This is a genomic window from Nocardiopsis valliformis DSM 45023, assembly GCF_000340985.1.
GTDB classification, from domain to species: domain Bacteria; phylum Actinomycetota; class Actinomycetes; order Streptosporangiales; family Streptosporangiaceae; genus Nocardiopsis; species Nocardiopsis exhalans.
This window is the reverse complement of sequence record NZ_ANAZ01000028.1, coordinates 86,763-107,124: the sequence shown is the minus strand read 5'-3', so window position 1 is coordinate 107,124 and position 20,362 is coordinate 86,763. Positions and strand designations below refer to the sequence as shown.

Sequence of the window (20,362 nt, the reverse complement as noted above, 5' to 3'; positions counted from 1 at the left end):
ACCGGGCGGGTCCTTTTCTCTGCCCCACACACCCTCACCTGCGAACACCGAGAATCCGCGCGCCCTCTCGCACCCGTCCCGCCGAACCACCCTGAGAAGAGGACAGCCGTGACCGATCCCGGCAGCCTGTTCACCCGAAACCTGTGCGACGTCGTGGGCCGCGACGCCCTGACCACCCGGTTGTCGGAGGAGTTCGTCTTCGCCGACCTGGGCGCGGACGCCGTGCGCTCGCTCCTGACCTTCGACGACCTCAACCAGCTGCTGGCCAACTGCGCCCCGGAGCCGCCGCGCCTGCGCCTGCACAAGGACGGGTCGCCGGTCCCGTTGGACCGCTACACCGAGCAGGGCACCGCCTCGCGGACCGCCCGGCGGATCGTGCGCCCGGAGTCGCTGTACCGCGAGCTCCGCTCCGGGGCGAGCCTGGTCCTGGACGGCATGGACCGGATGCATCCGCCGATCGGCGCGGCCGCCGACGACCTGATGCGGCTGACCAAGGAGCGCGCCCAGGCCAACCTGTACCTGATCTGGGGTGAGTCGCGCGGGTTCGACACCCACTGGGACGACCACGACACGGTGATCGTCCAGGTGGAGGGGACCAAGCACTGGCAGGTGCACGGCCCGGGTTCGCGCCCGTTCCCGATGAAGAACGACACCGACCACACGCACACCCCGCCGCGGGACGCCGACGGTGAGCTGCACATGGTGTGGGAGGGGGTGCTGCGGCCCGGCCAGGTGATCCACGTGCCGCGCGGCTGGTGGCACACGGTGACCGGAACGGGCGAGGTCAGCATGCACCTGACCTTCGGTTTCACCCGGGCGACCGGGATCGACTGGGCGGACGCGCTGGTGCGCCGGCTGTTCGAGCAGGAGGCGTTCCGGCAGGACCTGCCGCGCTTCGCCGAGCCGGACGTGCGCCGCAAGCACCGGCACGAGCTGGTGTCGCGCATCACCGAACTCGCCGAGTCGATGGACCTGGACGCCTTCCTCGCCGAACGCGACGCGCGCTTCCCTCGCCGGACCTCGTTCTCGCTGCCCTGGACGGTAGAGGAGGGCGCGCCGCCCGCGGATGCCCTGGTGAAGTTCGTGCCGATCCTGCCGCCGCCACTGGAGCACGAGGGCGAGGGTGCGGACGCCAAGGTGGCGCTCACCGTCGCCGGGAAGCGGTACCGGCTGCCGATGGTGACGGAGCCGGTGCTGGCGGCGATCGCCGAGCGCCGCGAGCTGTCGGTGGCCGAGCTGGCCGAACACGCGGGCGTGGAGGTGGACGTGTGCGCCCAAGTGGTGGCCGCGCTCAGCCGCCACCACCTGGTTCTGGTCCGCTGAGCACAGGTGCGCTGAGAAGAAGAACAGGCGCACCGGGTTCGACGCCCTGAACCGGGCGCTCCGAGCCCGGTGCGCTGGAGCCCGGTGCGCTGGAGCCCGGTGTACTGGGTTGATCGTCCTGAGCCCAGTTCATGAGCCCGGTGCACTGGGTTTAATGCGCTGAGTCAGATGTATCGGGTTCGGTGATCGCCGGTAGCCGGATCAGCCCCGGCCGCTCTCGCGGCGGGCCCGTACGTAGGCCTCCACCCCGTCGAGGGTCCGCTGGATGGCGAAGTCCAGCCCACCCGCCGGGCCCGGGTCTCCGGAGTAGCCCGGGGGTTCCTCCTCGAACACGCCCTCATCAAAGGTCCGCAGGATCTCCGGGAACTCCTCGGGGTCGAGGACCTCGCGCAGGCCCTGGACCCAGCGCTCCTCGTTCTCCAGTTGGCCGATTCCGCTCCGCCGGGTGGCGATCTCCATGTCGTGCTCCATACGGAGAACGTCCCGCAGGGTGTAGGACAGCATCAGCAGGATCTGGAGCGACTCGGCCGGGGCGAGCCCGGAGGCGTTGAGCTCGCGGAGTCCGGCCTCCATCCACCGGAGGCTGCCCGGACCGCTGGGCGGGCCGGACTGCGGGACGTAGGCCACCCACGGGTGCTTCCGATACTGGTCGAGCCCCTCGTGACACCACTGCTCGATCCCGGACCGCCAATCGCGATCAGCGCGCGGTTCCAAGGGAGGTCGAGCCATGGCTGTGTCGCTCATCAGGGCGAGCAGGTCCTCCTTGCTGTCCACGTGCCGGTACAGGGACATGGTCGTGTAACCGAGTTCCTTGGCCACGCGCTGCATGGAGACGGCTTCCAGCCCTTCGGCGTCGGCCAGCGCGATGGCGGCGTCCACGATCGCCGCCCGGCTCAGTTTGGGCTTGGGCCCGCGCCTGGCGGTCTCCTTCAGCCCCCACAGGAGTTCGATCTCCCGGCTGAGCCCCGTCCTCGGCTGCTGCTCGCTCGTCATACCCCCACCAGATTTTCGGCACTGCCCACGCACGGACCGGCCGATTCCGGTCCGTCACTTCGGTTGACACACATCCTAGATCTGTGTATCACTTAAACTGTTAAGCGTACGAGATACACAGTTTATGAGGTATGCAATATGACTCAGCTACTCCCGGCCATCAGGGCCCGGGGACTCCACAAGCGGTACGGCGACACCCGGGCTCTGGAGGGCCTCGACCTGACCGTCGCCCCCGGCACGGTGTTCGGCCTTCTCGGCCCCAACGGCGCCGGCAAGACCACCGCCGTGCGCGCCCTGGCCACGCTGCTGCGGCCGGATGCCGGCAGCGCCACCGTCGGCGGCCACGACATCGCCGACGAGCCCGAGAAGGTCCGCTCCGCCATCGGTCTTACCGGCCAGTACGCCGCCGTCGACGAGATGCTGACCGCCCGCGAGAACCTCGTGATGTTCAGCCGCCTGTACGGCTTCGACCGGGCCACCGCCAAGGAACGCGCTGAAGCCCTGTTGGAGCGCTTCGACCTCGTCGAGGCGGCCGACCGCACGGCCAGCGGCTACTCCGGCGGCATGCGCAGGCGCCTGGACCTCGCCGTCAGCCTCATCCAGGAGCCCCGCATCCTGTTCCTGGACGAGCCCACCACCGGCCTGGACCCGCGCAGCCGCATCCAGGTGTGGGACGCGGTCCGCTCCCTGGTCCGCGCCGGTACCACCGTGCTGCTCACCACCCAGTACCTGGAGGAGGCCGACCAGCTCGCCGACACCGTCGCGGTCATCGACCACGGCAAGGTGATCGCCGAAGGCGCCCCGGACTCGCTGAAGTCGCAGGTGGGCGGTGACCGCCTGGACGTACTCGTGCACGACCCCGCCGACCTGACCGCCGTCGCCGAACTGCTCGGGGCCGCGCTGGCCGCCCCCGCGCAGATTCACCCGGCCGAGCACCGGGTCAGCGTGCCCGCCGAGGACCGGATGGCCGCCCTGACCGGAGCCGTGCGCGCCTTGGACGGCTCCGGTCTCAGGATCGCCGATCTCGGGGTGCGCCGACCCAGCCTCGACGAGGTCTTCCTCGGGCTGACCGGCCGGGGGATCCCCAGTGGCGAGAGCACAGAAAACACGGCCGCCGCGGGCGCGAACCGGACCGGGAGCACCGGGACCGACGACAGCACGTCCGTGGGCCGCGGAAAGACGGCCGCTCACAACACCCCGACCACCAGCTCCACCGTCAACGCACAGAGCGAGGAGGCCCTCTAATGGCCACCGCCACCGACCACCGCACCCAGCCCGCCCGGAGCACCGGACCCACACCCCACCGCGAGACCAGCGGCTGGCGCAAGACCTGGTCGGACATCCTGGTCCTGGCCCAGCGCAACCTGCGGCACATGGTCCGCGACCCCTTCGAGGTGATCATGGCGATCACCATGCCCCTGCTGATGGTCCTGCTGTTCGGGTACGTCTTCGGCGACGTCATGTCCGGCACCGGGGCCGACAACTACCGGGCGTTCCTGGTGCCCGCCATGCTCGCCATGGTCATGCTGTACGGCGTCGCCGGGACCGCCACGGGTATCGCCCGGGACACCGAACGCGACGTCATGAGCCGGTTCCGTTCCATGCCCATGTCGCCGATGGCGATTCTGGGCGCGCGCACGCTCACCGACATGATGCGCGCCACTGTCGAGATCGTGTTGCTGATCGGCTGCGGCGTGCTCATGGGCTGGCGGTTCGAGGACGGCCCGGGCGGTGTGCTGGCCGCCGTGGGCCTCCTACTGCTCTTCCGTTTCGCCCTGGTGTGGGTCGGGGTCCTGATCGGCCTCTACTCGCCCGCCCCGGACGCGGCGAGCATGATCGTTTACCCGTTGGCCTTCCCGCTCAGCATGCTGTCCACGAGTTTCATCCCGGCCGCCGCGATGCCCTCCTGGCTCGCCCCCATCGCCGAGTGGAACCCGCTGTCGGCCGTGGTCACCGCCACCCGCGACCTGTTCGGGAACCCGTCACTGCCCTCGGACGCCTGGCCCGCCGAGAACGCCCTGGTCCTGGCCGTGGCCATCCCGCTCCTGCTCATCGCCGTGTGCGTGCCGCTGAGCCTGCGCCGCTTCCGCTCACTCAGCCGCTGAGCCGCTGAGCCGTCAGACCTTCCGACCGCCAAGAAAGCCACCAGCCAACCTTTCCACCGCCATTTACTTCTGCACGAAATGGTGCTCGTGGTGCAAATGGTTGGCTTGTGGTGTTTTGTCGACCAAATGGGCCGAAATCCGAGGAAAGCCAAACCCAAAAGCACTTCCCTCCCACCAGAGCTCTGCTATCTTTCAGAAAAGGACCAGGGTCGGCAGGAGACGGCAGCCCTGGCGAAACTTTCCTCCACCCCCGATGGCCGACCGGAAAGAACGGTACGAAACCGTCCCCGCGCCGGCACCGCATATTCAACGACGGCCGCCCCGCCTGGCCGTAATCCGAGACTGTTGAGGGCCCACAGCCGTACCCTGCGCGAAGGGACGTCAATTTCGTGGATTACCGCCGCAGACAGCGCCGCGTCATTTCCCCGGACCACCTCACCGTGAGCCAGGGCCAGAAGACGGCGAGGAGCGGGGCCGGAGGCCGCATCGCCTCGCCCTACCAGGACAGGGCCTTTCGCGGCCCGCGCAACCGGGACCTGATGCGCGCCGTGGCCAGGATCGACACGGAGATGAGCGAGACCTCCCGCGCCGAACTCGTGGCCTGGATCACCGGCGCCTACGAGGAACAGGTGGAGGCGATTCCGCTCGGCTTCTTCTCCCGGTGCTACCTGGGCCCGCCCTACGTCGACCACCGGCTCGGGCTCACCCACATGATCATCGAGCACTTCCGGTCGCCGGACCCCGTGCCGGAACCCTTCGCCGCCGCGCGTGTGCTCGCGCGCAGCCCCGCCTACGCCTTCATCGAGGTGTACCACGACGGAACCCTCGTGCCCGTGCGCGAGGACGGCTCCGTAGTCCCCCCGTGACCCTCCTCCCGGAAAGCAGCACATGAGCGATATCGACCACCATCTGCGCGGCCAGGTCAACAGGTTGACCGAGATGGTCGTCCAGATGAACCGCGACCTGCACGTGGACATCAACGATGTCTCGGGACGGGTCGACCACGTCAAGAACGAGCAAGTCAGGGCCCGCAGTGACCTCGAACAGATCCGGGACGAGCTCAGGGAGTTCGTCCGGGTCAGCGAACGCACCGCCAACGTCCAGCAGGCGGCTACCGACATCGTCGCACTCGAGGCCAACCTGGAACAGGAGTTCGGCCACTACAAGAAGGTCCGCAGGACCGCGGTGGGCCTCCTCCAGGCGTTCGACACCGGACTGGTCTCCGAGGAGACCGTGCGTGTGGCGGGCGAGGAACTGATGATCGAGACCCCGCGCTACTGGCTCGCCCCGGCCCTGGTCGCCCTCGGTTCCTGGGCGGCCGACGACCGGAAGATCTGCGAGCAGGCGATCAGCGAGGCCTTCAAACGCTCACCGGCGCGCACCTCACTGATGTTCTCCCTGGTCCTACGCAGGCAGAACCGGTTGGAGAGCTCCGTGCGCTGGCTGCACCACTACCTGAGGGCACAGGATCCCGAAGGGCTCGGCCGGGAGTTCGCGATCATCCTCGAGTCCACCTCGCAGGGGGCGTTCGGGGCGGCGGGCCGCGGCATCGTGCAGGAGACACTGAGCACCTGGCGCAACGAGCTGCTGCACGACGACGCCGCGCAGGTGGCCCGTTGGACGAAGGCGGTGGAGACCCACCGGGGCAGCCCGTGCGCGGACGCCTTCCCCACGCTGGCCGCGGTCTCCCCCCAGTGGGATCAGCTGGAGGCCGGACTGCGGTCCGCCCGGGCCAACCCCTCACTGGTCAAGCACTACCGGGCGTTGGAAGGCACGCAGACCTCGCCCCCGGCGGCGGTCGAGGACGCGGTGGACGACATCCTCGACCGGTTGGTGGGCGAGTACGACTCCGAGGAGCTGCCGCTGCGCAGGGAGCTGCGCTACAAGGAGCAGATCCGCAGCAACGGGGGCGACCTGACGGCGGCGCGCACGGCGGCCGACGCCGACAACGTCGCCCTGGAGGAGACCATCGACTACCTCACCCTCCAGTCCACGGCGGCGCTGGCCCCCGAGGCGATCGGGGTGTCAACCGCCACCCAGAAGGTGGCCCTTGCCTCCTGCACGCCCTGGTTCGCCGACGCCCACGGGCAGTTCTGCCGCGACTACCGGGCCGCCCTGCCCGAACAGGTGCGGGTGCGGTTGACCCACCGGTCCTCCTTCGAGGGGCACGAGTTCACGCTGAGCCCGTGGGAACAGAGCCTGGACCAACCCCTGGAGCAGCTGAAGCTCGGCCTGCGCCATCACTGGGAGCGGCGCATCGCCACGTTCCTAGACAAGTTCACCTACAACACCACGCAGAACTCGATCGTCCTGGCCGTGGTGTGCGTGCTGGTGTTCATCTTCCTCACCGCCGTCATGTCCTGGGTCGGCTCGCTGATCGCCCTGGGCGTGGCCGGGGTCTGGGGGTTCGCCGTCCACCAGAAGCACACCCAAGCCGTCGAGCTCAAGGGCCAGGCGAGCAGGATTCTCGACGCGGAGCAGCGGAACTCCGAGCGCACCCTGGTCAGCGCGCACACCGAACTGACCGAGTTCTGGCTCCGCTACGGGGAGGCCGACACGGAGGAGAACGGGGTACGCGCCGTAATCGACGACCTCTCCAAGGGCAGCCACAGCGCTCCCGTGTTCGAGCAGCGAGCAGTGACCATCCAGAGGGAGAACCAGTGAACCAGGACCACACGAGCGGGCCCGCCCGCGGGCGGCACAACGAGGTACAGCCCGGTTCAGGGCAGTTCGGCTCCGGTCAGCCCGGTGTCACGGTGAACGGTGCCGCGGCGGATGCGCCCACCGCCCGGTGGGGCGCACAGCAGGAATCCGGCGGGGAGAAGGTCACCGAGCGCCGCCGCGAGGTGGTAGATTCCCTGCCCGATTGGGACCCGCTCCCGCCCGGGGAGACCCTGATCCGACGAAGGCCGCGGTGAGGCCGTGCTCGTCGGCGACAGCGACTACGGCCGCTGGGTGGGTTTCCTCCGAGCCTGGGAACGGCAGGAGGCGGGTTCCCACGAGGCGGACGCGCTCCCCGTGCTCACCCAGGGTTCTCTTCCCTCGACCTCCTGGCCCCTGCTGGTCAACCACCTCGTCGGTGCCGTCAGCACCCGGCTCGGCATCTGGAACGCAGCTCTGACCAGGGCGATCGCCCAGGCCAATGACCCCTTCTCGATCGGCAGGGCCCTGGCGCAGAGCCGGTCCGGGCTGCACGCCCTGCGCGCCGTGGCCGGGCATCCGCACCTGCCGGGTGATCTGACCAGACAGCTCCTGGAACAGGTCGACGCGCAGGTGCGGTCGGCTCAGCAGCAGCTGGAGGAGCAGGCCGCGCGCCCCGTGGCCCGCGGTGCCGACACCGCCCAGATGCAGGCTCTGCTCCGGGCAGTGCGCGAGAACCCGCTCACGGCCGTCCTCGCCGCGGCTCCCTCAAGCGGTGGACAGGACACACGGAGCACGGCAGCGGGCTCTGGAACAGAGGCGGGGCGCGGGGCGAGCCACCCCTGGAAGGCGATCCCTCCCGGGCCGCCGCGCCGCCGGATCATCACTGACTGAACCACCGACCCCCAGGCAGGGAGAACCGTCCATGGCGCATTACGCCGAGGCCCAGGAAACGCTGGACAGCTACGTCAAGGCGCGGGTCCCCCTCATCACCGTGACCACCATCGAACAGCAACGCGCACTACGCCTGGTCGGGGAGACCGCGTCCTCTCCGCACCGCGCGGACCTGCCGTTCCTCAAGTACACCAGGGCCACCGGGCTGAGCGACCTACGCAGCGGCCGCCCCGTCATCGACGACCGCTCACTGATCGGCGCGATGGACTTCGCCGCCGAACAGTTCACCAAGCGGCCCAACTCCACCTTCGTGTTCGTGGACCCCGACGACCTGACCTCGGACACCTCCGCAAGCAGGCACGTGGCCGAGCTGGCCCGGCAGGCAGAGACCAACGGGGGCGCGCTGATCCTCATCACCGACACCCCGATCTGGAGCGGCCTGCAACGCCTGGGCATGGGGATGCGGCTGGACCTGCCCAACTCCGAGGAGATGTACGAGACCATCGCCGGGGTGCTCAACGACCACCGGGGTGTCCCCGGTATCGACATCCACTGGACCGAGGCGGACGCCCGCCAAGCCGCAGACTTCCTGGTGGGGGTGACCGAGGGCGAGGCGATCAACATGCTCACCACCATGCTCGCCAAGGGCCGCCTGGAACGCTCCGACGTCCTCGAGCTGGTGGGATACAAGGACCGTATCTTCGGCGACCTGGCCGGACTGGACCGGATCGCAACCAGGAAGGGAGAGCACGAGGTGGGTGGGCTGCGCAACCTCGGGCGCTGGCTGGACCGCAAACAGCAGCTCATGGTCTCGGACCTGCGCGGCACGGCCCTGCGCCCGCCCCGGGGAGCGCTGTTGGTGGGGGTGCCCGGCTGCGGCAAGTCACTCTCGGCCAAGGCTGTGGCGGCCCGATGGAACCTGCCGCTGTACCGGTTGGACCTGGCCTCCATCCTGGGCCAGTACCTCGGCCAGTCCGAGGGGCGGCTGCGCGAGGCGCTGGAGACCGCCGATCGGGTGGCGCCATGCGTGCTGTGGATCGACGAGATCGAGAAGGGCCTGGGTGCCGGCGAACACGACAGCACCGGGGTGAGCCAGCGGTTGATCGGGCAGTTCCTGTTCTGGCTCCAGGAGTCGGACTCGCGTGTGTTCGTGGTGGCCACTGCCAACAACGTCCAGGGGTTGCCCCCCGAGCTGCTGCGCAAGGGGCGCTTCGACGAACTGTTCTTCGTGGACCTGCCAGACGAGGACGACCGCAGGGAGATCATCACCCTGTACCACCAGCGCTACCTGAAGAACGAGCCCGCGCCGGAGCTGCTGGAGAAGCTGGTCGCGCGCTCCGAGGGGTTCGCGGGCTCCGACATCGAGGCCGCTCTGCACGACGTGGGCGCCGAGGCCCTGCTCAACGGCGGCACCGAGACAGTCAGCGACACCTACGTCATCGACGTGTTCACCAACACCATGCCGCTCATCAGGACCAACCCGGAGCAGATCGAACAGATCCGGGCCTGGGGGCGTGAGCGAGCCGTCCCCGCCGGGACCCCACGCCCGGCGGATTCCGCCCAGGGGCAGCGCCAGTCCCGACGTCTGGTACAGACCACCCCGTGAGCGAACGGGAGACGAGTGGGCAGTCCCCGGATGAGCACGGCCCCGACGAACAGGAGACACCCGACCTCGACTCCGAGGAGGCGGCCGCCCTAGCCGAGCGGGTGGAGCGGCTCCACACGCTGCTCCACGACGGCTCGTTCCTTGCGGAGGAGGGCACCAACGAATACCTCCTGCGCTCGGAGATGGCCGACGCCTGTGACGAGCTCTCCGTCTTCCACGGGGCGCTGGGCGAGGAGGACACCGCCCTGGCGTTCCTGGACCGGGCGCTGGAACACAACGTCTGGCTGATCGACGCGCTCACCAGCGTGGTCGGGACCCGCTGGGACGGCGAGGAGGTCCGCGGAGAACTCCGCGCCCGCTGCGGGGTCTCGACCGAGGGGCACCTGCTCCGCTACCACCTGCTCTTGCCCAGCGAGCCGGAGCAGGCGGACCTCTCCCTGAACCGGGCAGTCGCGGACGGTGTACGCCTGCGTGAACTGCTCCGCGACCCGGCCCGGCCGGAGGAGCTACTCGCGGAGGCGGCCGTGCTCTACCAGGATCTGGGCGAGTCGCTGCTCGACCGCGTCTGGACCGGGCGGAGCACGAACGGCGTGGCGGACGAGGAGGAGGCGCTGGTGTGGCTGCGGCTCGGACAGCGCGTCGCCACGGCGACGACCGGCAGTGTGTCCCCCGAAGGGCGGGCCCTGCTGATCCGAGCCCTGTGCTCCCGCTACTGGGCGCTCCGGAACGAGGATCGGGACGAGGAGGCCGGGGCCCTGTCGGAGGAGGCCCTCGGGCACTCCGCGTGGGCGGTGCGCGCCGTGCGGGACGACGCACTGGACGACCACCGGCTGCCGGGGATCATCGCGGAACTGCACGAGGAGCGGTCGTGCGGGCGGCCCGGCGCCGACAACGATGCCGCCGTGGACGCCCTGATCCTGCAACGCTCCCTGACCGAGACGGACGTGGTCACCAGGGCGCTCACGCTCCTGCGACTCGGATCCTGCCTCGACCTGCGGATCCCGCCCGTCGAGGTGGGCCCCCAGAGTCTCACCCCGGCCCAGCGCACGGACTTGGCCACCGCCATCAGCTGTTACGAGGACCTCCTCGCGCTCTTCGACCGCTACCCGGAGGAGTTCCCGCCAGACCACGGGGAGCGGATCGAGGTCCTGCTCCACCTGGTGGAGTGGTACTGGATCGAGAACAAGGATCTGCTCAGGAGCGAGCGGCTGGACCGCATGGTCGGCCACGCCGAGGAGCTGTTGGACCGCCCGGTACGGGACCTGCGGCCCGAGGTCGGGGAGATGATCCGGCTGCGTTACGCCATCGGCACCGCGCTCTGGGTCGATCAGCCGGCTGTCCTGATCGAAGGAACCGCGATCCCCAGGATCGAGCGCGCGCTCGGGATCCTGCGTGCGGTGGAAGCGACCGCGGTCGCCGGGGAGGAAGCGGGCGCGCGCGCCGAGGAGAACGGTTCGGGTCTCACCGGCAGCCACGGGGACGACGTGGTGAATTTCGGAACCATGATCGCCCAGTGCCTGGTCACCCTGGTCCAGACCGAGAACCGGACGACACCGAGAACGGCCGGGTACGTGCACGAGGCCGTGGCCAGACTGACCGCCCTGCTGGAACGCCCCATGACCGTGGAACAGGAAACGGACGTGCGCGGCGTTCTGAGCACAGCGGTGTTCGTGGGCATCCAGTCCAACGTCCTGGGCGAGGAGTGGATGGACCGGGTTCTGCCCCTGCTCGACGAGGAACCCACAGGGCCACCGGACAGCACCGGCGACAGACTCCCCATCCTGATGCGCGGACTGATGCGCATCCAACGGGCCGCCGCCGCGCGGGACGACGACGATCTCGACCGGGGTATCAAGGATCTGCGCGTTGCCGCCACCGTGCCGGACCCCGGTTCCCGTGCCATGGCGCTGAACGGACTCGGCAGCGCGGTGCTCACCCGCTACTTCCAACGTGGAGACCTGGCCGACGCACAGGCCGCGGCGGACGCCCTGAGGTCGCTCCTCGGTTTCCTGGAGACCAACCCCACGGCCCGGGCCGACATCGTGGACAAGTCTGTGCCGACCATTCGTGTGCAGTACTACCTCGCCCAGGCCCTCGTCCACCAGGCCCGGACCGGCCGGTGGCCGGCGATGGACTCCGGGGACGCGGCGGAGATCAGGCAGGCGCTGGAGGCCATGGACAAGGACTCGCCCGACAGACTCCGGCTGATGAGCGAATTCGGACTCGCGCTGGCTTTGGCCGAACTCCACGCCCGCACCCTGACGGCCGACTCCGAAGGGCTGGCCATGCTGCGCCGGGCCGCGCTCGAATGGCCCCGGACGGGTCAGAACACGCACCGGGACCTGGCCCGCCTGCGCGCAGCCTCGCTCATGGTGACCGTCCACCACATCAGCGGAGACCAGGAACCCGAGACGCTGGACGAGGCTCGGCAGTGGTTGGCCGAGCTGGCGGAGAACGCCGACACGGCCGTCGCCGCCAGGGCCTCGGGGCTGCTGGGTCTGGCCACCCAGACCTTGTACGAGCGTGACCGCGACCCCATGAACCTCACCCGGGCGATCCAGAGCATGGAGAAGAGCCGGGAACAGTTCCCCCTCTCCCACCCCACCGCTCACCAGCAGCGGCGCTCCCTGGCCCGGATGTACTGGAAAAGGGCCGGGTCGTGGGGCCGGGACGACCGCGAGCGGGCACGGGCCGCGGGCGCGGAGTCCCTGCGCGCTGCCGCCTACCAGGTCTTCCTCCAGCCGACTGTGTCCCAGGCTCTTGAGAGGGCCCGTGAGGCGGCCGGGTTCGCCGCGGTTCTGGCCCACTGGCACACGGTCGACGGAGAGGTGCGCGGCGCCGTCGAGGCCCTCGAACTAGGACGCGGGCTGATCCTGCACGCGACCACCTCCGTCCTGTCCCTCGCCGAGCTGCTGGAGTCCGCCGGGAAGGACGCACTGGCCTACCGGTGGCGCGAGTACTCGCGGTCCCGTGCCGGGGGGACCGGTGATCATGCACCAGAGGTACCGGACCTCGGGGAACCGGAACCCGGAGGGCTGTCCGATACCGGGTTGCGGGATCTGCTGGCCGATGCGGGCATGGTGCCGACCGCGCGGGTGCCCGACGACCTGCGCCACCGGGTCCTTCGCGCGCTGGAGGACAGCCCCCGGCTGCGCCTGCTGCTGCGGACCCCGACGACCGGGGAGATCGCCGAATCCCTGCGCCGAACCGGGCAGGACGCCCTGGTCTACCTGGTTCCGGCCCCCGCCGGGCAGGGCCCGCCCATCGGGGTGGCGGTGGTCGTCAGCGCGAGCGGAGCGCTCCGGTACGAGCCGCTCGGCGGTCTCACCGACCTGGAGGACGGCTCGGCGCACCGACTGCTACGCGCCCAGCAACGTGTGGCCAGGGCCTCTCCCGCCCTGCGCGGCCAGGCGACGGAGAACTTCAACCGGGAGCTGCCCGGCGTTCTGCGCTGGGCCGGGCGGACGGCGCTCGCACCGCTGCTGGCTTCGGAAGCCTTCGCGTGGCTGGACCGGCCGCCCCGGCTGGTCCTGGTCCCAACCGGTCGGCTGGGTGCCATCCCCTGGCCCGCGGTGACCCTGCCCGGGCGTCCGGGCGGACCAGATCAGATCCGGCCGCATCCGGCGCTGAGCAGGGCCGTCATCTCCACCGCCTCGACCGCACGCCAGTTCGTCACTGTGGCCGGGCGTGCCCCGGCGGACGTCACCTCCCGGCCGGTCCTGGTGCTGGACCCAACCGGTACCCTGCCCGGGGCAAGCGCCGAGGTGTCGGCTCTGCGCCGGATCCTGCACCCGAACGCCGAACTCCTGGGTCCCGGCGGGGACGCCCCGGGAACACCCCGGGAGGTACTGGACCGACTGCCGTCCGAACGGGGCCCGGGGGGCTCGCTGCTGCATTTCAGCACGCACATGCTCGCGATGGGCTCGCCCGAGCGGTCCTTCGTGTCCCTGGCCGGGGAACGGCTGTCGCTGGCGCGCGTCCTGGATCAGGCCCTGGGGCTGCCGGAGGGGGAACCGGGCGCCCTGGTGGTGATGATGGCCTGCCTGGCCGACGTGTCCCTGGATCACTACGACGAGGCGCTCACCCTGGCCACCGGGTTTCTGGCCGCTGGCGCGGCCACCACGGTGGGGTCGCGGTGGTCGGTGCCCGACCGGCTCGCGGCCATGCTCTCCTTCCAGTTCCACCGCAACCTGGTGGTCGAGGGGATGCGCCCGGCGGACGCCCTCCGGGCCGCGCAGGCGTGGATGGCCGCGCCGGTGCGGGTCTTCCCCGACGACATGCCCCCGGAGCTGCGCCAGGATCCGGGGCCGGACGACCTGCGCTGCTGGGCCGCCTTCGGCCACCAGGGCTGGTGAGCGGGGTCGGTGGACAGCTTCTGTCCCCTTTCAGCCGCTTCCAGCCCGACCTCACGGAGCCCTGCGCGGCGGGTCCTTACGCAGGTGGTGGGTGATCAACACCCCGATCCTGCGGGTCAGGACACGGGCACCGGGCTGCACCGGTGGCGGGGTCGGTACGGATGCGCGTCGGCGTACCCAGCGCACCGGGCGCGACGGGGCGGGTTCAGGTGCAAGAGCGGGAACGGAGGCCGGAGATGCCATGGCGAAACCGAGGGCCTCGGCGAGGTCCCGGGCGTGTAGGTCGTAGGAGGTCTCCATGAGGGTGGCCAGGGCGTGGACGGCGGTACGCGCCCTGACCCAGGCCACCACCCAGGTGACGAGCGCGACGGCGCACAGGGGCCACCAGGGCCAGGACAGGGAGAACGCGGCCGCGGCGGCGGCCAGGTAGAGCAGGGCCCAGCCACCCAGGACGCAGGCCCGGTCCAACGCGGCGCGGGCCCCGTCCAGGCCGGTCCGGAGCGTCTCGGGCAGCAGCGGCGCCAGTCTGGGCCAGGTGGAGACCAGATCCAGGCCGTAGGTCGTCCGGAGGCGTCGCTCCACCCCGGCGACCTGGTCGGCCATCCAGGTGGGGCGGGAGGGCGGTGCGGGCGCGATCCGGTACAGGCGGTGCAAGGCGGCACGGCGGGTTCCGGGGTCGCTGGTACGGGCCCGCCTCTCGTACTTTCGCCAGCGTTCGTGGCGCAGTCCGGTGTTCCAGGCCACCGCCCAGCCGAAGAGAGGCCGGGCAAACCACATCGCGCGGACCACCCCTCCGAGAGTGCGCGCGGCCAGCCCGACCGCGTAGCTGACCAGCAACAGGAGCAGCGCGGTGGCCAGGAAAACGGTGGTGGTGAGTACGTCGTCGTGCGTGGTGAGCAGGGCGGTGGTCCTGGCCGCGGCTGCGCCCAACCGGGTCTGGTCGGCGGGATCAACCGTGCCGAGAAACACCGTGGCCCCGGCCACCGCCACGAACAGGGCCCCGGGCAGGGTGAGCAGGGACCACCAGCGGCCGGTGAATTCCTCGCCCAGACCGGCGATGAACGGGTTCACGACGGCGCTCACAGCGACAGGGGTTTGAGGGTCATGGGAAGGTTCTGCACCTCGCAGAACGGTTCGCCGTCCACCCCGTCCAGGTCGGCCTGGCGCGGGCACAGGGAGTGTCGGCAGGCGTAGTCGGCGTCGACCGGGGCGCCGGAGCCCAGGCCGAGGCCGTCCAGGGCCGAACCGCCCTCGCCCGCGGAACGGTCGCCGCCCTTGCCGACGAGGTCCTCGGGTCGCAGATCCAGAGTGCGGAGAACGGAGAAGACGCGATCGGCGGTGACTGCCTCACCCTTGAGGACAGAGCGCGCCAGGCCCTCCACCGCACGTCTTCCCCGGCCGCGGGATTCGGCGCGTTCACGGAGCCCGCGCAGGTTCTCGCACACCCAGGCGTTGATCTGGTGGGTCATTGGTGGGGGCCGTGCCTTTCTTAGGCGGCCCGGCCGGGCCGGGGCCTCGGAGGGGGTCGGAGGAGAAGGGGGCGGCGGGGGCACTGCGCTCCTGCCACGACTCCTACCCCGCGGCGGCCGCTCTCACCCGCTGTTCGTCGCCGCTCCCGACACGCCCGAACGGCCGGAAAGAAGCCCGGAACCCCGAGCACATCCGTCTCGCCCCACACACCCTGACCCCAGGGCAGACCCTGCACAGCAGCAACTGATCAAGGGCTCTGACCCCGCCCTGACCTGCTCTTCGTCCGGGCACCGGAGATCCAGGTTTGGGCAAACTGAACCCGGCACGCATTGCGACCGAAAGCAGGGTTAGGGTAGCCTCACTTAAGAGGCGCAAGTGAACCCGATCCCCCGGCGGTAGCTGCGACCACACAGCCCCCGGACTTGACGGTTCCGCTATGCGACGAAGGGTTGCCAGGTGACTCCAGATCCGCTCGACGCTCTGCACGGTGTCTGCGCGCGGCTGAAGTTCGCGCCGCTGCCCGAGATCACCGGCTTCGACCAGCTGCACGCCCGCCCCCTGGACGGCATCCAGCAGCACAGTGTCGCGTCGATGACCGATCACGGCTGGCTCCCGATCCTGTTCGACAAGCTCCAGACCGAACACGGCCCCGGGCACCGGCTCCCCGCCGCCACCAACTTCCTGCGGGTCACCCTGCGCGAACCCGTCTTCATGGTGGCCGCGTCCCTGTACCTGACCGGCCGCGGGCCGCTGCTCACCCCAGACACCCTCCACCTGCCCTGGGACACCGCCCGGTCCAAGTTCGGCACCCCCGCCGTCGTCAACGTTCGCTCCGTGGTCCTTGCCGACGACCCCGCCGCCGAGCACCCCGACACCGTGGTCGCCCGCGACGAGGACGAGCAGCTGCGCCTGGTCGCCGAAGGGCTCTTCGCCACGTTCGAACCCCTCATCGACACGCTGCACGCGCACTCGCGCGCGGGCAAGCGCACCCTGTGGGGCTGGGTGCTGGACACCCTGCACTTCTACATGCTCAACCCGGCCCGTTACCTGGGCCAGGACGCCGAGCAGGCCTGGGAGCTGGCCACCCGGTTGGGAGACTCGGTGGTCGCCGCGGGCGCGGTCACTCGCAAGCGTCCGCGCCTGTTCCCCTTCGCCCCGGGCCACCCCCGGGGCACCTGGGCGGTCCGCGGCACCTGCTGCTTCGACTACAAGGGCGACCCCGAGCACGGCTTCTGCACGACCTGCCCGCTCAAGTGCGACAGCGAACGCAAGGAGGCCCTGTCGGAGTGGCTGCGCGATCCCGCGCTCGCCCCCTGACAGAGCCCCGCGATCTTCGTGCTCCTGAGCGTGTGAGCGGACCCCTCCGCAGAACCGTCACCGTTTCCAGCGGGCTCTTTCGGGCTGCTTCACCGGTCAGGTCACCGGGACCTCCACCGGGCCGGTGAAGACCGGGTCGAAGAGCACCCGTTCGGGCTCGACCTGCCCGGCCACCGTGATCGCGCCGCTGGCGCTCTGGCCCGGATCGAGGGTCTGCACGTCGAGTTCGTTGACGTCCATCGCGATCGCCTCACGCGGGTCGTGCTCCACGCCCTCCACATCCACCACGGTGAAGTAGAGCGGGTTGACGTCCAGGGCGTCCGTGCCGCCGTTGGTGACCGAGACCTCCACGCTGGTGTAATCGCCGGACACGTAGAGGGAGCTGGGCTCGAACTCGGTGTTGTTGGCGCTTACCTCGGCCCCCGAGGGCTCGCCCTCCTCCTGCCCCTCCGACCCCGGCTGGCTGGTCCCCGGGATGCCGTCCGCACCGGGCACGTTGCCGCTCGCGGTGACCAGGAGCAGCGCCGCGCAGCCGCCGAGAACCAGAAGCAGGAGCAACAGGACCCCGCAGCCGATCCCGACGATCTTGCCCCAGGGCGTCGGCTTGGGCGGAGGCGGACCGTAACCTCCCTGGCCAGGCGGGCCGTAGCCACCCGGCGGGCCGTACTCGACCGGTTCGCTCGGATACTCGCCGTACCCGGGGGCATAGCCCTGGTGCTCGGGGCCCGCGCCGCCGGGACCGCTGGGCCCCTCGGAGAGCTCACCCGGATCCACCGGCTCTGGCGGACCCCCGGTGGGATGTCCACCGGGCGGTTCGTACTGCGGTGGCCCCTGCGGAGGCTGTCCCCCGGAAGGCCGACCGCCGGAACCTCCGGGTTCCGCTGCCGGAGGCCGGTAGGTGGGGTTTCCCCCAGATGGGGTGCCGTACTGGTGGTCTCCACCAGAGAGGGGCTCCTGGGGCGGCTGCCCGCCAGGCGCTTGACTGCCGGATGGCTGCCCCGCCGGCGGCGCACCGCCGTACGGGCGGCCGGTCGGCGGCGGGTTACCGGGTGGCGGACCACCGAAGGGCTGATCCGAGGACGGGTCGCCGTGCCCGCGGGCCTCGCCCAAGGGAGGGCCGTAGTCGGGGAAGCCATGTTTGGGTTCCCCCGGCGGCTGCGGTCCGCCCTCGATCGGGTCCCCGGGGTCGCCCGGGCGCCACTCCTCCGGCGGACGGTGGTTCACCGGATCCCGTTCCGGCCGCTCACCGGCCCCTTCCTCGGGTTCCCGATCGCTCACTGAGAACACCCCTTCGTCCAGCGGCACGGGCCCACCAAGACCGGTAGGCGCCTCAAAACTGCACCGTAACCGCGTAAAGGAGGGTCTGAGGGAAGCTCACGGGGCGTTTCCGGTAAAGGTCCGGAAGTGTTTTGCGCTCACCTGGGTTCAGGTGCGCTCAGATGCGTCAGGTGCGCTCAGGGCCGATCGCGGGAGAGCAGCGCGCGGATCGCGAGCACGAACACCGGGACCGTGAACAGGGCCGCGAACAGGTTCAGACCGCCGAAGCCCACCACGGCCAGCACCATTCCCGAGAGCGCGCCGGCCGAGGCCGCACCCAGGTTCATCGCCAGGTCACTGAAGCCCTGCGCGCGGGGGCGCACCTCGGCCGAAAGCGACTCGGCCAGCAGAGTACTGCCCGCCACCAGCCCGAAGGACCAGCCCAGGCCGAGCAGGATCAGCCCGGTGGTCACCAGGGCCTCGTTGTGCCCGGCTGTGCCCGAGACGGCGGTGGCCACCAGCAGGACCACCTGACCGGCCAGGAGCACGGGCACCCGTCCGAAGCGGTCGGCCAGCCAGCCCACGATCGGGGAGAGCCCGTACATCCCGGCGATGTGCAGGGAGATCGTCAGCCCGATGACGGTGAGCGCGGCCCCGTGGTGCGACATGTGCACCGGCGTCATCGTCATGACCGCCACCATCACCGTGTGGCTGGCCACGATCCCCACCACCGCCAGCAGCGCGGCCGGGCTGCGGCGGATCGCGCGGAGTCCGTCGGCCAGACTGACCGCGGGCTTCGGGGCCTGGCCCCGGTCCCGTTCGACCCGGGCGGTCTCGGCGGTGGCGGTCACCAGCGGGTCGGGGCGCAGCAGCGCGACGATGAGCACGGCCCCGCCCAGGAAACCGATCGTGGTGAGCAGGACCGGACCGAGCAGGTCGGGCAGGCCCAAAGACACGGCCAGGCCCCCGGTAGGACCGATCAGGTTGGGACCGAGCACCGATCCCACCGTGGTCGCCCACACCACGATCGACAGGTCGCGGCCGCGGGTGCGCTCGGTGGCCAGGTCCGCGGCGGCGTGCCGGGACTGGAGGTTGGTGGCGGTGCCCGCGCCGATCAGCAGCATTCCGACCAGGAAGAGCGCAAACAGGTCCCACAGGGTGGCGGCGACGACCACGAGCCCGCCCGCGGCGCCCAGGAACCACCCCAAAGCCAGACCGGGCCGGCGGCCGCGCCGGGCGGCCAGGGAGGCCAGCGGCAGGGCGAAGGCGGCCGCGCCCAGGGTGATCATGGTGGTGGCCATCCCGGACCAGGCGTCCGAACCGCTCAGGTCCAGGGCGATGAGAGCACCCACGGCGAGCATGGCGCCCATGCCGACGCTGCCGACGACCTGGGCGAGCATGAGGACCAGCACGGTACGCCGCTGCAGCCGGGCACGCTCCGCCGAGGTGAGGGCCCCGCTGCCCGGAGTGGTTTCTGTGGACACCTGGTCACTTCTTTCGATTCATCCGGACAACAGACGAATCGTAACCCTCCTGCACACCCCGGAACCACTCCGTCAACCCGGGTGGCCACGCCCGTAGCGCCACCGCAGGAAGTCGTGTTCGCGCTCCACGAAGCGCATCTCGGCGTACAGAAGATCGGGGTCCTCGGCGTGGACGACCACCCCGCCCTCGGGGATCACCGGCCAGCAGGCGAACGCCCAGAAGGTCCGGGTGTAGGTCCCCCAGAGGATGACCCACGCGCCCTGCTTCTGCCACTCGATGTGTGCGGCGACCATGCGCCGTTCCTCGTCCCGTTCGTCCATGCCGCCCCTGGGCATACCCGAGAGTCGGATGTCCGATCAGGCCAGAACCGGCCACCCTGCCGGGTTTTCGGGCCTTTGGGTACCCCGGGTGCTCAGACCTAGGAAAACACGGACGCCCGCGCCGAAGCACGGGCGCCCGTCGGGAACTCGGTGTCAGCGACCGGCGACGAGGTCGCTGCCGGGAACCGGCTCGGCCGGATCGTTGCCCAGGGCGACGATCCTGTTCTCCCGGTCCACGTGCACGATGTGCTGGACGTGGTCGGCCCGCTCCTTCTCGTCCACCTGGGCGTAGCCGATGATGATGACCAGGTCTCCGGGGCTGACCAGACGCGCGGCCGCGCCGTTGATACCGATCACACCGCTGCCCCGCTCCCCGACGAGGGCGTAGGTGACCAGGCGGTTGCCGTTGTCGATGTCGACGATGTGGACCTGCTCGCCGTCGACGATGTCGGCGGCGTCCATCAGGTCGGCGTCGATGGTGACCGAACCGACGTAGTGCAGGTCGGCCTGGGTGACCGTGGCACGGTGGATCTTGCCGTTCATGAGGGTGCGCAGCACTGCTGAAGCCTCGTTTCAGGATGTCTTGCGGACTACAGG

General features: G+C 70.4%; 17 protein-coding genes. 10 read left to right on the top strand and 7 right to left on the bottom strand.

Annotated features, from left to right (window positions below):
• Positions 1-108: 108 nt before the first annotated feature.
• Positions 109-1,323 (top strand): JmjC domain-containing protein, encoded by a 1,215-nt coding sequence (locus D457_RS0123850; protein WP_017583200.1) that lies wholly within the window; start codon positions 109-111, stop codon positions 1,321-1,323.
• A gap of 201 nt (positions 1,324-1,524) precedes the next feature.
• On the opposite strand, the gene D457_RS0123845 is transcribed toward D457_RS0123850, so the two are convergent.
• Positions 1,525-2,316 carry a TetR/AcrR family transcriptional regulator gene (locus D457_RS0123845; RefSeq protein ID WP_017583199.1) on the bottom strand — a complete coding sequence of 264 codons (792 nt, stop codon included), beginning with the start codon at positions 2,314-2,316 and terminating at the stop codon, positions 1,525-1,527.
• A gap of 138 nt (positions 2,317-2,454) precedes the next feature.
• On the opposite strand from D457_RS0123845, the gene D457_RS0123840 reads away from it, so the two are divergent.
• The 8 genes from D457_RS0123840 (at position 2,455) to D457_RS0123805 (ending at position 13,916) form a co-directional block, all read left to right on the top strand.
• Positions 2,455-3,561 carry an ATP-binding cassette domain-containing protein gene (locus tag D457_RS0123840; protein ID WP_017583198.1) on the top strand — a complete coding sequence of 369 codons (1,107 nt, stop codon included), beginning with the start codon at positions 2,455-2,457 and terminating at the stop codon, positions 3,559-3,561.
• Complete coding sequence (locus D457_RS0123835) at positions 3,561-4,421, top strand: ABC transporter permease (RefSeq protein WP_017583197.1); 861 nt, start codon at positions 3,561-3,563, stop codon at positions 4,419-4,421. The genes D457_RS0123840 and D457_RS0123835 overlap by 1 nt, the downstream gene beginning before the upstream one ends.
• Positions 4,422-4,861: 440 nt before the next feature.
• Positions 4,862-5,287, top strand: coding sequence for a hypothetical protein (locus D457_RS0123830; protein ID WP_204367469.1), 426 nt, complete (start codon positions 4,862-4,864; stop codon positions 5,285-5,287).
• Between the two features lie 22 nt (positions 5,288-5,309).
• Complete coding sequence (locus tag D457_RS0123825) at positions 5,310-7,085, top strand: hypothetical protein (protein ID WP_017583195.1); 1,776 nt, start codon at positions 5,310-5,312, stop codon at positions 7,083-7,085.
• Positions 7,082-7,339 carry a hypothetical protein gene (locus D457_RS33255; RefSeq protein WP_017583194.1) on the top strand — a complete coding sequence of 86 codons (258 nt, stop codon included), beginning with the start codon at positions 7,082-7,084 and terminating at the stop codon, positions 7,337-7,339. Before D457_RS0123825 ends, D457_RS33255 begins: the two co-directional genes overlap by 4 nt.
• A gap of 4 nt (positions 7,340-7,343) precedes the next feature.
• A complete protein-coding gene (locus D457_RS33250; protein WP_017583193.1) occupies positions 7,344-7,955 on the top strand; it encodes a hypothetical protein in 612 nt (203 codons plus the stop codon).
• A gap of 31 nt (positions 7,956-7,986) precedes the next feature.
• A complete protein-coding gene (locus D457_RS0123810) occupies positions 7,987-9,561 on the top strand; it encodes an AAA family ATPase (RefSeq protein ID WP_017583192.1) in 1,575 nt (524 codons plus the stop codon).
• Entirely contained in the window at positions 9,558-13,916 is a 4,359-nt protein-coding gene (locus D457_RS0123805; protein ID WP_026116958.1) for a CHAT domain-containing protein, read from the top strand. Before D457_RS0123810 ends, D457_RS0123805 begins: the two co-directional genes overlap by 4 nt.
• Before the next feature lie 51 nt (positions 13,917-13,967).
• Here the strand turns inward: D457_RS0123805 and D457_RS34235 are convergent, their stop codons facing one another.
• Both D457_RS34235 and D457_RS0123795 read right to left on the bottom strand, forming a co-directional pair.
• The gene (locus D457_RS34235; RefSeq protein WP_017583191.1) at positions 13,968-14,999 is read right to left on the bottom strand and encodes a hypothetical protein; all 1,032 of its coding nucleotides are present in this window, start codon (positions 14,997-14,999) and stop codon (positions 13,968-13,970) included.
• Positions 14,996-15,385 (bottom strand): hypothetical protein, encoded by a 390-nt coding sequence (locus D457_RS0123795; RefSeq protein ID WP_017583190.1) that lies wholly within the window; start codon positions 15,383-15,385, stop codon positions 14,996-14,998. Before D457_RS0123795 ends, D457_RS34235 begins: the two co-directional genes overlap by 4 nt.
• A 457-nt stretch (positions 15,386-15,842) precedes the next feature.
• Here D457_RS0123795 and D457_RS0123790 point away from each other — a divergent pair, with 457 nt between their 5' ends.
• Positions 15,843-16,703 carry a (2Fe-2S)-binding protein gene (locus D457_RS0123790; protein ID WP_017583189.1) on the top strand — a complete coding sequence of 287 codons (861 nt, stop codon included), beginning with the start codon at positions 15,843-15,845 and terminating at the stop codon, positions 16,701-16,703.
• A 96-nt stretch (positions 16,704-16,799) separates the two neighbouring features.
• On the opposite strand, the gene D457_RS0123785 is transcribed toward D457_RS0123790, so the two are convergent.
• From D457_RS0123785 to panD, 4 genes are all read right to left on the bottom strand, one after another.
• Positions 16,800-17,477, bottom strand: a complete 678-nt coding sequence (locus D457_RS0123785; protein ID WP_017583188.1) for a DUF4352 domain-containing protein — start codon at positions 17,475-17,477, stop codon at positions 16,800-16,802.
• A 680-nt stretch (positions 17,478-18,157) separates the two neighbouring features.
• Complete coding sequence (locus D457_RS0123775) at positions 18,158-19,444, bottom strand: MFS transporter (protein WP_017583186.1); 1,287 nt, start codon at positions 19,442-19,444, stop codon at positions 18,158-18,160.
• A 72-nt stretch (positions 19,445-19,516) separates the two neighbouring features.
• Positions 19,517-19,765 carry a hypothetical protein gene (locus tag D457_RS0123770; RefSeq protein WP_017583185.1) on the bottom strand — a complete coding sequence of 83 codons (249 nt, stop codon included), beginning with the start codon at positions 19,763-19,765 and terminating at the stop codon, positions 19,517-19,519.
• Positions 19,766-19,918: 153 nt separating this feature from the next.
• Positions 19,919-20,323 (bottom strand): aspartate 1-decarboxylase, encoded by a 405-nt coding sequence (gene panD / locus D457_RS0123765; RefSeq protein WP_017583184.1) that lies wholly within the window; start codon positions 20,321-20,323, stop codon positions 19,919-19,921.
• Positions 20,324-20,362 lie beyond the last annotated feature (39 nt).